The sequence below is a fragment of the Pseudoalteromonas prydzensis genome (genome assembly GCF_011050055.1).
GTDB lineage: Bacteria > Pseudomonadota > Gammaproteobacteria > Enterobacterales > Alteromonadaceae > Pseudoalteromonas > Pseudoalteromonas prydzensis_A.
On sequence record NZ_DRGM01000034.1, the window covers coordinates 1 to 13,929 of the forward strand.

General features: G+C 41.6%; 11 protein-coding genes. 6 read left to right on the forward strand and 5 right to left on the reverse strand.

Annotation, left to right across the window (positions count from 1 at the left end):
* The 5 genes from aceF to ampD all read right to left on the reverse strand — a co-directional run.
* Positions 1-1,552 (reverse strand): pyruvate dehydrogenase complex dihydrolipoyllysine-residue acetyltransferase (gene aceF, locus ENH88_RS02685; protein ID WP_304179162.1); only part of this gene is annotated, 1,552 nt, incomplete at its 3' end.
* Positions 1,553-1,563: 11 nt separating this feature from the next.
* The gene (aceE, locus tag ENH88_RS02690; protein WP_304179164.1) at positions 1,564-4,230 is read right to left on the reverse strand and encodes a pyruvate dehydrogenase (acetyl-transferring), homodimeric type; all 2,667 of its coding nucleotides are present in this window, start codon (positions 4,228-4,230) and stop codon (positions 1,564-1,566) included.
* 108 nt (positions 4,231-4,338) lie between these two features.
* Positions 4,339-5,088 (reverse strand): pyruvate dehydrogenase complex transcriptional repressor PdhR, encoded by a 750-nt coding sequence (gene pdhR, locus ENH88_RS02695; protein WP_064667159.1) that lies wholly within the window; start codon positions 5,086-5,088, stop codon positions 4,339-4,341.
* A 450-nt stretch (positions 5,089-5,538) separates the two neighbouring features.
* Complete coding sequence (ampE, locus tag ENH88_RS02700; RefSeq protein ID WP_304179169.1) at positions 5,539-6,390, reverse strand: beta-lactamase regulator AmpE; 852 nt, start codon at positions 6,388-6,390, stop codon at positions 5,539-5,541.
* Positions 6,391-6,437: 47 nt separating this feature from the next.
* Positions 6,438-6,980, reverse strand: coding sequence for a 1,6-anhydro-N-acetylmuramyl-L-alanine amidase AmpD (gene ampD / locus ENH88_RS02705; protein WP_064667301.1), 543 nt, complete (start codon positions 6,978-6,980; stop codon positions 6,438-6,440).
* Between the two features lie 568 nt (positions 6,981-7,548).
* Here ampD and nadC point away from each other — a divergent pair.
* From nadC to ENH88_RS02735, 6 genes are all read left to right on the forward strand, one after another.
* Positions 7,549-8,394 carry a carboxylating nicotinate-nucleotide diphosphorylase gene (gene nadC, locus ENH88_RS02710; protein WP_064667157.1) on the forward strand — a complete coding sequence of 282 codons (846 nt, stop codon included), beginning with the start codon at positions 7,549-7,551 and terminating at the stop codon, positions 8,392-8,394.
* A 463-nt stretch (positions 8,395-8,857) separates the two neighbouring features.
* Entirely contained in the window at positions 8,858-9,298 is a 441-nt protein-coding gene (locus ENH88_RS02715; RefSeq protein ID WP_304179175.1) for a pilin, read from the forward strand.
* 115 nt (positions 9,299-9,413) lie between these two features.
* The gene (locus tag ENH88_RS02720; RefSeq protein WP_304179176.1) at positions 9,414-10,640 is read left to right on the forward strand and encodes a type II secretion system F family protein; all 1,227 of its coding nucleotides are present in this window, start codon (positions 9,414-9,416) and stop codon (positions 10,638-10,640) included.
* A 553-nt stretch (positions 10,641-11,193) separates the two neighbouring features.
* Positions 11,194-12,093 (forward strand): prepilin peptidase, encoded by a 900-nt coding sequence (locus tag ENH88_RS02725; protein ID WP_304179178.1) that lies wholly within the window; start codon positions 11,194-11,196, stop codon positions 12,091-12,093.
* Positions 12,094-12,723: a dephospho-CoA kinase gene (gene coaE / locus ENH88_RS02730; protein WP_304179180.1), complete on the forward strand. Its 630-nt coding sequence runs from the start codon at positions 12,094-12,096 to the stop codon at positions 12,721-12,723.
* A 132-nt stretch (positions 12,724-12,855) separates the two neighbouring features.
* A partial coding sequence (locus tag ENH88_RS02735; protein ID WP_304179182.1) for an ATPase, T2SS/T4P/T4SS family occupies positions 12,856-13,929 on the forward strand: 1,074 nt, incomplete at its 3' end.

Consider the following 13,929-nt stretch of genomic DNA (forward strand, 5'->3'; position numbering starts at 1 on the left):
CTTTAAATACTGGTACAACTAAACCGTTTGGCGTATCAACCGCAACACCGATATTGATGTACTTTTTAAGAATTAGGCTTTCACCATCTGCAGATAACGACGAGTTAAATGTAGGGAACTCAGCAAGCGCTTTGGCCGCTGCTTTCATTACAAATACCAGCGGGGTGATTTTAACACCTAGCTTTTTCTTTTCGCTAAGAGCATTTTGCTCTTTACGGAACTCTTCAAGCGTGGTGATATCAGCTTCATCAAACTGGGTAACATGTGGGATTTGCACCCAGTTACGGTGTAAGTTTTTGCCTGATAGCTTTTGAATGCGAGACAGTTTCTTCTCTTCGATTTCACCAAATTTAGCAAAATCAACTTTTGGCCATGCAATTAAGCCAAGCTCACCACCGCCGGCATTACCGTTACCAGCAGATAACTGGCCAGACTCAACTTGCTTAACTAAGTTCTTCACATAGTCTTGCACGTCTTCTTTCACAACGCGGTTTTTACGGCCAGAGCCTTTTACGTTCGCAAGGTTAATACCAAACTCACGGGCTAAACGGCGCACAACTGGCGATGCATGAGCATACGCGCTGTTGTTCTCAAAGCTTTCATTACTTGCTTTAGCTGGTGCCGCTTGTGGCGCTGGAGCAGACTCTGTTTTTTCTGCTTTAGCCGCAGGTGCCGATGCAGGAGCCGCTTTTTCAGCAGGTGCACTGCCTGCCACTTCAAATACAAAGATAAGTGAACCGGTCGATACTTTATCGCCCGCTGCTACTTTAATCTCTTTTACTGTGCCTGCAAACGGCGCAGGTACTTCCATTGCCGCTTTATCGCCTTCAACGTTTAAGATTGATTGATCTTCAGTAACCTTATCGCCTACTGCAACCATCACTTCAGTGACTTCAACTTCATCACCGCCGATATCTGGCACGTTAACTTCTTTGCTGCTTGGCGCTGAATCTTCTGTTGCGGCTGGCTTTTCTGCTGCTTTTGAGTCACTTGCAGGTGCACTTGTGTCATCGCTACCCGCGACTTCAAAAACAAACACCAAAGAGCCTGTTTTTACTTTATCGCCAGTGGCAACTTTAACCTCTTTCACGGTACCTGCAAACGGCGCTGGTACTTCCATTGCCGCTTTGTCGCCTTCAACGTTTAAGATAGATTGCTCTTCTGTAACGCTGTCACCAACTGCAACCATCACTTCGGTCACTTCAACTTCATCATCGCCGATATCAGGTACGGTGACTTCTTTCGTTGATGAACCTGAAGAGGCAGCAGGTGCTGCTTCAGTTTTTGCAGGTTCAGCAGGCGCTTCGCTTGCTGCTTGCTCTTCACCTTCAAACAAGAATACTAAAGAACCCGTAGTAACCGTGTCGCCCACGTTTACTTTAATTTCTTTTACAGTACCTGCTTGTGCAGCAGGTACTTCCATTGATGCTTTGTCGCCTTCAACGGTTAGTAGTGATTGGTCAACTTCAACTTTGTCACCAACGCTTACTAAGATTTCGGTTACTTCGACTTCATCGCCACCGATATCTGGTACATTAATTTCAATACTCATTGCAAAACCTCTTATGCGTACAGTGGGTTAACTTTGGTCGTGTCGATGTTGAACTTCTTAAGTGCCTCAACAACCACTGACTTTTCAACCTCACCACGTTTAGCAAGTTCAGATAACGTAGCAACTACAACATAGCCTGCGTTAACTTCAAAGTGACGACGTAAGTTTTCACGGCTATCAGAGCGACCGTAACCGTCGGTGCCTAACACTTTATAGTTGCTAGTTGGAATGAATGAACGCGCTTGTTCAGCGTAGTTTTTCATGTAATCCGTTGCCGCAACAGTCACTGAGTCATTTAATACGTTAGTGATGTAAGCTGTTTTTTGTTCGCTCTCAGGGTTAAGCATGTTGAAACGCTCAACATCTTGCCCTTCGCGAGTTAATTCGTTGAACGACGTTACTGAGTAAACGTCTGACGCAATACCGTAATCTTCACTTAAGATAGCTGCCGCTTTACGTACTTCAGTCATGATAGTACCTGAGCTCAATAGCTGCACGTTGGCTTTTTTGCCTGCGTAGCTTTCAAGCTTGTAGATACCTTTACGAATACCTTCTTCCGCACCTTCTGGCATAGCAGGTTGTGCGTAGTTTTCGTTCATAAGCGTTAGGTAGTAATAGATGTTTTCTTGGCTTTCACCGTACATACGACGAATACCGTCTTGCACAATAACCGCTACTTCGTACGCATAGGTTGGATCGTAAGAAATACAATTTGGTACTGTGTTGGCAAGAATATGGCTGTGACCATCTTCGTGCTGTAGACCTTCACCATTTAGCGTTGTACGACCAGCGGTTGCACCTAATAAGAAGCCACGTGCTTGTTGGTCGCCCGCCATCCACGCCATGTCACCAACACGTTGGAACCCGAACATTGAATAGTAAATATAGAATGGGATCATCGGTAAATCGTTAGTGCTGTATGATGTTGCCGCAGCAACCCATGACGACATTGCACCTAACTCATTGATACCTTCTTGCAATACTTGACCCGATGTTGCTTCTTTGTAGTAAGAAACGATATCACGGTCTTGTGGTGTGTAGTTTTGACCATGCGGGTTATAAATACCGATTTGACGGAATAAACCTTCCATACCAAAGGTACGCGCTTCATCAGCAATAATTGGTACGATGTTTTTACCAATGCCTTTATCTTTTAATAAGATATTCAGTGCACGAACAAAGCCCATAGTGGTAGAGATATCACGCTTTTGCTCTTCAAGTAGTGGCTTGAATGCTTCTACTTCTGGTAACTGTAACTTTTCAGAGAACTTAGCAATACGGGTTGGCGTGTAACCTTTAAGATCATCACGACGAGCGTGTAAATACTTATACTCTGGTGAACCTTCTTCAAGGGTCAAATATGGTAGATCTTTGATTTCTTCATCAGACACTAAGTCTTGTAAACCTAAACGTGAACGTAAATGAGCCACGTGGGTCATGTCCATTTTTTTCACTTGGTGCGCGATGTTTTTACCTTCAGCCGCTTCACCCATGCCATAACCTTTTACAGTTTTAGCTAGAATAACAGTTGGACGGTCATTGGTTTGTTCCGCTTTTTTGAATGCAGCGTATAATTTTGATGGCTCATGACCACCACGCTTCAGCGCGAAGATTTCGTCATCTGTCATATCAGCCACAAGTGCTGCTGTTTCAGGGTAACGACCAAAGAAATGTTCACGTACGTACGCGCCATTTTTTGCTTTATAAGTTTGGTAATCACCATCGATGGTTTCGTTCATCAATTGTAATAACTTACCTGTGGTATCTTTAGCAAGTAAGATATCCCAGCCGCTGCCCCAAACTACTTTAATTACATTCCAGCCAGCGCCTTTAAATAGACCTTCAAGTTCTTGAATGATCTTACCGTTACCCATTACTGGGCCGTCTAAGCGTTGTAGGTTACAGTTGATCAGGTAGCAAAGGTTGTCTAGCTTTTCACGGGCAGCAAAAGAGATCGCACCACGTGATTCTGGCTCATCCATTTCACCATCACCAAGGAACGCATATACGCGTTGGTTTTTGGTGTCTTTTAGGCCACGACCATCTAAGTACTTTAAGAAACGCGCTTGGTAAATAGACGCGATAGGACCAAGGCCCATAGATACGGTAGGGAACTGCCAGAACTCAGGCATTAATTTAGGATGCGGGTATGAAGGTAGACCATTACCATCAACTTCTTGGCGGAAGTTATCTAACTGCGCAGCAGATAAACGACCTTCAACAAATGCACGCGCATAAATACCAGGAGAAATATGGCCTTGATAATAAACTAAGTCACCGCCGTCTACTTCGTTTGGTGCTTTAAAGAAGTGGTTAAAACACACTTCATAAAATGCAGCAGACGACTGGTAAGACGCCATATGGCCGCCTAAGTCGAGATCTTTTTTCGATGCACGCAATACAATCATGATTGCGTTCCAACGAATAATAGAACGAATGCGGCGCTCAAGGTTTACATCCCCAGGGTATGCAGGTTCTTGATCTACCGGGATCGTATTAACGTAGTTAGTATTGATACCGGTTGGCATATCAACACCGTCTAAACGGGCTTGCTCTAATACTTGCTCAAGTAAAAACTGAGCACGTTCAACACCTTCTTCACGCACAACTGATTCAAGAGCTTGTAACCACTCTTGTGTTTCTAGCGCGTCTACGTCAATTTTATTGACTTCAGACATATGGAGGTTTCCTTATGTTTAAAATACGAATGTTCTTAATTAGTACTGTGGTAATCGTTGTTGCCATCTGCAGTACTTGCTTAAATTATTGATTTTTTACTGTGTTTGCTAATTTTGTTTGGTGCGTCTTAAACTACGTTCAATTCGCGAATGCTCTTTGCCGGCTTCCAATAATGCTTCTTCAATGAAAGCTAAGTGAGCATTACTGGCAAGTCGCGCTTGCTCGGGATTCCCTTCAATCACTGCATCCATTAATAAACGGCGATGCTCAGCTAAGCGCGAACTGATGTGCGGCTTTTCTAACAATACCGTTAAATTCTGTAAAACATTTTGTTCAAGCAATGCCTGCATACCGCGCACTAAATGCAGTAGCACTACATTATGTGACGCTTCTGCAACACTAAAGTGAAACGCATTAATTGCTTTGGCTTTTTGCTGTAAATTATCATGTGCTACGGCAATACAATCAAAGCTTTGCTTCACTTTATCAAAGTCCGTACTAGTGCCGCGCAGCGCGGCATAATAAGCGGCAATGCCCTCTAATGCATGACGAAACTCTAATAAATCAAATTGCGATTCAGGATGCTTACTGATCAAATCAAAAAGCGGATCAGTGAGTCCTTCTTCAAGCTGATTTTTTACAAACGTTCCGCCACCTTGACGACGCGTTACTAAGCCTTTTGCCTCTAGCTTTTGAATCGCTTCGCGCAGTGAAGGACGAGACACTTCAAATTGCTTGGCTAATTCACGCTCTGGCGGCAGTTTCTCTCCGGGAGCTAATGAGCCCTCAAGAATCATATTCTCAAGTTGCTGTAAAATAACATCCGATAGTTTTGCTGCTTTAATCTTTAAAGACATTAATCAACGTCCGCATTGTAGTGGGAATATAGCCTGAATAATTCAAACTTGTGCCCATTGCCTAAACCAAAAGGTAAATTGGTCATACCAAATTTGAGCCATACGTTATCAAAAAGCAAGTTTGCTGTCAATTTACCGAGGCCAGCAGTCGATAATCCAGCCTAACGCATTTAGCACAAAGATTAAACAGTATGAGATAAAGCCAGAGTTTGGGAAGGGTTTAAACAGAAAAAACAAATGGTCTGACCAGATAGTGGAGAGATGAGGTTTTAGGTGCTAGGTTTTAACCATAACTTCCCTATCACCTAGTAACTTCCTAAAACCTATTCTTATAATTACGTCTCTAAAGCACAGCGCCTCTTAACCTCTTTGTGAATAAATTTTAATTGCGCGGGTAGCAGCGAGTTCACCTCGCGACAATTACTTCCCTAAAACCTAGCTGCTGTTTATTTACGCTAACCCACCAAATAAAGTGAGCAAGGCAATCAGCACCAAGTAAAACAACACATTGCGTTTTACGAGCTTCATCATACAGGTTGCTTCATACGCGCAGCCAAAGTGCTGTTGTTCTATTTGCTCTGCAGCAAGCGCGGTATTAGTTACCACCTTACGATTACTTACTGAAAAATCGAGCACATACTGCAACCAACAACTAGTGCCTTTATTAAAGTTACCAATAACTAAGTAACCAAAACTTGCGATCCTGGCCGGTAACCAATCAAGCCAAAATAATAATGTATGAATTAGTTTAAAGCGGTGAGCATACGCAACTTTATGATCATCGCGCACTAAATCGGCATAAGTACGTACCAAGGCATATAACACCGCACCAGGTACACCTAAAACAACAAACCAAAAAATAACCGCACAATAAAAACGAAAGTTAACCCAGGCCAAGGTTTGCCCAAAAGTTTCACCATCTTTTTCATCTTCGGTTTTCTTTTGTCCCATTTGCAATGCATATAAGGTAGCGGCTTGCAGATCATCACGGGTTAACGCATTGAGGTACGACTTATATAAAGCACGTTGTTTAGCGCAACCAAAGCAAACTAGCAGCACTGCAACATTAATAGCTAACTGCCACAATACAAAATCAGATAAGGTAAAAATAACGGCAATCAGTAATACAGGCAAAAATAACCAAATCATAAACCCGGCGGGTGAATTAAATAAACCTTGTTCGCTTAATTGTTTTTTCGAGTGCGTTAAATAGCCTTGTGCGTAATAACTTATTTGCCAATAATCAGAACGAGCACCTAAACGTTCTAAAATTAGAGCAATTATTATAGAAATTAAGATCATATTTTTTCATTCCAAATTGGCGCTAGTTAAAGCTGATTAAAATATAGTTATAGTGCAGCAAAATAATGGTTCCAATCAAAGCTGTCGCCTGGGTCAGTTTTTCGCCCAGGCGCAATGTGACAATGCCCTACAATACGCGAGCGAGTGATTGCTGGGTATTTATTTATCAACGCCTTAGTTAAAGATTGTAATGCATTATATTGATTTTGGGTATACGCCGTTGTGTCTGTGCCTTCCAGCTCAATACCAATACTAAAGTCATTACATTGGTTGCGCCCCAAAAATTCAGAGCGCCCAGCATGCCAAGCACGTTTACTAAAAGGCACGTATTGCACTATTTCACCGCTGCGTTTAATAAAGCAATGCGCCGACACTCTCAGCCCCGCTAAATCGGCAAAACTCGGGTGTGCTTGGCAATCAATACGTCCCATAAACAAGTCATCAACAAACGGCGTGGCAAACTGCCCTGCAGGTAAAGAAATATTGTGAATGACTAATAAAGAAATATCGTCATCATTCGGACGCTCATCAAAATGCGTACATGGTCGTTGTATCGCCGTATCAACGACGCCAAAAGAGTTTATTTTCATAATGAGTCTGTAAACAAATACATAGTCAGATGCTAATAGATTTCCAAGCAGAATAACAGCAAAGCAATAAAACGCAGCAACGGGCTGACCCGCGCCTCTCTTATTTTTAATTTTACCCCAAGACAATGACGATTTTACTACCAAAATTTGGTCGTTGTAGGTCATGCTTTAGCGCGTCAATATCAAAATAATTAAAGAACTTTTATTTAATTACGCGGGTAAACCCGCGCCTACGCCAGCCGGTAGCAGCGAGTTTACCTAGCGACTGTTTATACATTTACATGATAAACCTATTTTACCACCGAGGGCAGGAGGCGCTGCGCGCTACACCGAGAAGGCAAAAGTAAAATTAATCACTTAAAACATTTTGCACAAAGAGAAGTGAATGAGCGTAAATGAGAAAAAACGCCACGAGCTTCGAACAACGATTTTCGAATACACCTAGTCACTTCCTAAAACCTAGAACCTCACTCTCTAGAACCTAATCAAACTTATAGCTTCAGCCTTCTCTTTCACTTTCAAACCATGTAAAATTTGTGCAATTTCCTAATTATAATGAGCTTTTATAATGTCTATCCCACACAGCCTATTAAGCCAACTTGTTAAACTTGCCCTTGATGAAGATTTAAACTATCAAACGGCCGAGCAAGGCGATATCACCGCACAATTAATTCCCGCGGCGCAACAAGCCAACGCTAAAGTGATCACCCGTGAAGACTGCGTATTTTGTGGTAAAGACATTATCTTAGAAGTATTCAAACAAGTTGATCCGAGTGTAGCAGTTAATGTATTAGTAAATGATGGCGATACCGTTAGAGCAAACGATACCCTATTTACAGCAACAGGCTCCGCTCGCGCTATTTTAACCGCAGAGCGAACGGCACTTAACTTTGTACAAACTTTGTCAGGTACAGCAACCACCACTTCAAAGTATGTAAAAGAGCTCAGCGGCACCACCACGCAACTACTCGATACCCGTAAAACCATACCGGGGCTTAGAGCACTGCAAAAATACGCAGTAAAATGTGGCGGTGGCGCAAATCATCGTATCGGTTTATTTGATGCGTTTTTAATAAAAGAAAACCACATCGCTGCCTGTGGCGGTATTGATAAAGCGGTAGCGCAAGCAAAACTTAATCATCCAAACAAACCAATTGAAGTCGAAGTTGAATCACTTCATGAGCTAGATCAAGCCATTACAGCCGGTGCTGATATTATAATGCTGGATAACTTTAGTGTTAAGCAAATTCAGCAAGCGGTAGAGCTTACCAATAAGCGCGCTAAGCTTGAAGTGTCAGGCAATATGACCTTAGAAACACTACGCACTTACTCACAAGCGGGGGTTGATTTTATCTCCAGCGGCGCGCTTACAAAAAATTTACAATCAATTGATTTGTCTATGCGTTTTGAGTAATTATTCTTTTGTATTAGAATTTTATATTTACCTAATCCGTTGACAATTTGAGCAAAAAAGCATTAAATACGCCGAAAGGCTTATTCTGTAACAAACTGTTAATTTTAGTACCTCAGATACTAAAAAATAGTGTTAACATAAGTCTCTAGGATGAATTAAACAACCTTTAACCAATCCTAAAGAACTATTTTTTACTGTTGCTTTGCTGAAGATCGTTTTTTAAATAAACGTGCTCAGCGAAATTAACAACAATAAAAAACAACTATCGAGTATAGTTATTTTTTAAATTCGATGAAATGCAGCTAACATCGCTTTCAATAAGCAATTTTAGTGCTAAAGTAGTTCTAACAGAGTAATTTTAAAAAAACCGTAAGATAAGGCAGTTACAGTAGCTACCGTGATAACCACGTTACTAACATAACTTTTTTAACTTACAAAAAACACTATCCTTTAGGAGAGGAACATGGAAAAAATGACACAACAAAGTCAAAAGGGTTTTACCCTAATTGAATTAATGATTGTAGTAGCAATCATCGGTATTTTGGCAGCAGTAGCACTGCCTGCGTATCAAGATTATACTCAAAAGGCACAAGTTGCTGCATCAATAGCTGAAATATCTGGTGTTCGAAGTGCCTATGATGTTGCTTTTTCAGAAACTCGCCCTGATGCATTTTATACTGCAGCCAATTTAGGCTTGGCTGCTAGTACAAACCGCTGTAGTGCATTTACTATAAATCCTCCAGCGGCAGATGGAGCACAAGCAACAGCTATTCAGTGCACAATGACAGGCTCAGGTCCTGTTCAGGGTGGTTCTGTAACTTTATCTAGAACTGCAGGTGGAGTTTGGAGTTGTGCATCGTCTATCGCAACTAAATTATCCCCATCAACTTGCCCTGGGATCTAACAATTTAATATGAGGGTTAACACCCTCATATTCTAAATACAAGTCAGCCTCACACATATAATTGAATTGTAAAGTTATCTCTATACAACTTTTAACCAACCTTCAAAAGATAAATATGTTGAAAAAACAAAAAGACACTGAAAACTCTTTATTCCAATGGGTTGGTGTAAGCGCCCGAGGGAAACGTTTAGAAGGTGAAATGAATGGGATGAGTATAGCTTTAGTCAAAGCCCAGTTACGTAAACAAGGTATCACCCCCTCAAAAGTTAAACGTAAAGCCAAACCTCTATTTGGCGCACGTATGCAGAAAATTACAGCAAAAGATATTGCTTTAGTGACGCGGCAAATTGCCACTATGCTAATGGCAGGTGTTCCCCTTATTCAATCAATAGAAATGATTGGCACTGGTGCCACTAATAAAAGTGTTGGCAAACTGATGGAAACTATTGGCGATGAAGTCAAAGCCGGTGGTACTTTATCTAATGCACTGCGTAAACACCCTCGTTATTTTGATGATTTATATTGTGATTTAGTAGCCTCCGGTGAACAATCTGGCTCTTTAGATAAAATATTTGATCGCGTTGCACTTTATAAAGAAAAGTCCGAAGCACTAAAATCAAAAATTAAAAAAGCCATGTTCTACCCTATAGCGGTATTGGTGGTGGCCTTAATTGTTACCTCAATCCTGCTTATTTTTGTCGTACCACAATTTCAAGATATATTCGCAGGCTTTGGTGCTGAACTTCCCGCATTTACTTTATTTGTTATTGCTATCTCTGAGTTTATGCAGGAATATTGGTGGATCATACTGATTATAATGGTAGCCGCTGGTTACGCTTATAAAGAAGCGTTGTTAAAAAGTAAAAAGCTGCGGGATGCTAACGACCGTGCGATTTTAAAACTACCTGTGATTGGTATGATTTTAAACAAAGCAGCCGTAGCGCGTTATGCTCGTACCCTTTCAACCACCTTTGCGGCAGGTGTACCGCTGGTTGATGCGCTAGATTCTGCGGCAGGAGCCTCTGGTAACGCGGTTTACCGTTATGCTATTTTAGATATTAAAGCTGAGGTAAGTTCAGGTAATCAAATGAACTGGGCGATGCGCAACTCAAAAATATTCCCCGATATGGTGATCCAAATGGTCGCTATTGGTGAAGAGTCTGGCTCGCTCGATGGTATGCTGGCAAAAGTCGCTACTATTTATGAGCAAGAAGTTGATGATGCGGTTGATGGTTTATCAAGCCTTTTAGAGCCGCTAATTATGGCGGTGCTTGGCGTGCTAGTAGGTGGCTTGATCATTGCTATGTACTTACCTATTTTCCAACTTGGATCGGTTATATAAAAGCTGTAAGCTGTTCCTAATTTATATAAAGCAATGCAACTCTTTTTTATTTAAGTGATTTATTCATAAAGAGGTTAAGAGAAGCAATAAAAGGCCCTAGGTTCTAGGGAAGTGACTAGGTTAAAGGTTACTTTATTTTGTGGGAACAGGCTTTAGCCGTGATAGTGTTTGAGGTTATGTGTTAAAGCCAATCGGCGCTAAAGCGCTCTCCTACAAAGGTGAAAGATACTGTAGCCCGTGGCGTTTCTTCTCATTTGCTCTCATTCACTTCTCTTTGTGCAAAATGGTTTTAAGTGACTGATTCAAAAAGAGGATAAGAGGCGCTTAGCTTTAGAGAAGTAATTGTAAAAATAGCGGTTAGGTTCTGGTTGTAGGAAGTGGCTAGGTGTATTGATAACCCGTAGCACGAGGCTTTCTCTTCTCTGTGTAGCGCGCAGCGCCTCCTGCCCTCGGTGGTAAAATAGGTTTGTCGGTGTAAATGTATAAACAGTCGCGAGGTAAACTTGCTGCTACCGGCATAGACTCGGGTTTTTAGTAGTTTTTAGGTCATACAATGCAAAATTTCTTTCTCGATATCATCACAGTAATGCAAAGCCAGCTGTGGTTTTATTTACTCACTGTTGGCTTAGTTAGCCTATGTGTTGGCAGTTTTTTGAATGTAGTGATTTATCGACTGCCACTGATGATGCAGCGCGAATGGCAAACAGAATGCCGTGTTTTACTGGCTGACGATTTACAGCCGTCTAAAACAGCTGATACGGAAGCTGAATTCAACCTACTCAAGCCAAATTCGACCTGTCCCAAATGCAAAACGGCAATTAAGCCATGGCAAAATATACCTGTAATTAGCTGGTTATTATTAAAAGGGCGCTGTGCAAGTTGCAGTAATCCAATATCCGTACGTTACCCTATTGTTGAAATGCTCACTGCAATTTTAAGCTTAATAGTCGCCTATAGCTTTGGCGCTACTGAACAGGCCTTGCTGTATATTTTGATTACTTGGGTATTAGTCGCGCTGACCTTTATTGATATTGACCACATGCTGCTACCCGATCAACTTACCCTACCACTCGTTTGGCTAGCACTGATTGCCGCAGTAGTGGGTATTACAATTTCGCCTACTGATGCGATTATTGGTGCAGCGTGTGGTTACTTAAGTTTATGGAGCGTATTTTGGCTATTTAAGCTCATCACCGGCAAAGAAGGCATGGGTTATGGTGATTTTAAACTATTAGCCGTATTTGGTGCACTACTTGGCTGGCAGTCCTTACTCACCATTATTCTATTATCAAGTGTCGTCGGTGCTGTTATAGGTATTGCACTTTTGAGCATTCAAGGTAAAGACAAAGCCACACCTATTCCGTTTGGCCCTTACCTCGCCATTGCTGGCTGGGTTACCTTATTATGGGGCTCACAGCTGCAAGCATTCTATTTTAATTGGTTAGGTTATTAGATGGAAAATGTAAGCGATAAACCAATTAAAAATTGGGTTTTAGGACTGACTGGCGGTATTGGCTGTGGTAAAAGTGCCGTTAGTGCTATGTTTGAACAGCTTGGCATTACTGTTGTAGATGCTGATATTATCGCTCGCCAAGTTGTTGCACCAAATAGCAATGGACTAGCTGCCATTAGCGAACATTTTGGCACAATTGTATTAAACCCCGATGGCAGTTTAAATCGCGCTAAGTTACGAGAAATTATTTTTGCCGATAACGCACAAAAAACCTGGCTTAATAATTTACTGCACCCACTTATTCGTGAAAAAACACTTAATGATTTAAGCACAGCTAACAGCGCTTATGTTGTACTTGTTGCCCCCCTATTATTTGAAAATGGCCTTGAGCAATATTGCGATCGCACGTTAATAATTGATGTGCCTGTAGAAATACAGATTTCACGCACTATCGCACGCGATAACATTGACCGCCAGCAAGCGCTCAGTATTATTGCCGCGCAAATGTCGCGCGAGGAGAAACTCCACCGCGCTGACGATGTGGTTGATAATAATCAACCGTTGGCTTTAGTCGCCATTGTGATACAACAATTGCATACGCAGTATTTAACACTGGCTGCGAAAAAATAAACTAAATACTTAGATAAACAAAAACTTTTCAGCTTTTTGTTGGCAAATTACCTTAAATCGACAAGACTAATGTTATACCATTCTTTTTTCTGATAAATTGCAGGCTATAAAAGGATCTAACCAAGGTGCGCAATGAATATTAATTCACCATTACTTAGAAAGTTTATTACGCTTGGTCGTATTGACGCTGAAACTGTTAAATTAAAGCAGCGCGAATATGCTTCAACAGCAGAGCTGATCGCTAAATGCAGCGGTATTGATGGTCATGAACTTGCCGAGCAATGCATTGATTTATTTCGAGTGCCATATTTTGATCTGCGTGATTTTAATGTAGAGCTGATCCCAAAAGAGTTAATTAAAGAAAAACTGATCAAAGAACATCACATTCTGCCGCTCGTTAAAAAAGGTCGTAAGCTTTATATTGCCGCCTCTGATCCGACTGATTACGGCGCCTTTGAGAATTTTGAATTTAGTACTGGGCTTTCTTGTGAAGTAGTGGTGGTTGATTATCGTCAGCTCGAAGCAAAAATTGAGCAACTACTTGATGCCTCAGGCAGCTTGCACTTAAGCGATGAAGAATTTAAAGAGTTTAGTGATCTAGATACCGAAGGCCCACGCGAGCAGCAAAACAACGGTGAAGATGAAAAAGACGATGCGCCAATTATTGTCTACATCAATAAAATTTTGATGGATGCGATAAAAAAAGGCGCCTCAGATTTACACTTTGAACCCTATGAGCATAAATACCGCGTACGTTTTCGTATTGATGGTATTTTGCATGAAATGGCCAGCCCGCCAAACAGCTTAGCTACGCGTTTATCGGCACGTATAAAAGTAATGGCACGTTTAGATATCGCTGAAAAACGTAAACCACAAGATGGCCGTATCAAGTTAAAAATCACCGAACGCAAAAGCATTGATTTCCGGGTAAGTACCCTGCCGACCTTATGGGGCGAAAAAATCGTAATGCGTATCCTTGATTCATCAAGTGCAATGTTAGGCATCGATGTACTTGGTTATGAACCTGAGCAGAAAAAGCTCTACATGGATGCGCTGCAACAACCACAAGGCATGATCTTAGTTACCGGCCCTACGGGCTCTGGTAAAACGGTTTCACTTTACACGGGATTGAATATTCTTAACCAGCCGGAACGCAATATCAGTACCGCGGAAGATCCGGTTGAAATTAACTTAGAAGGGATCAAC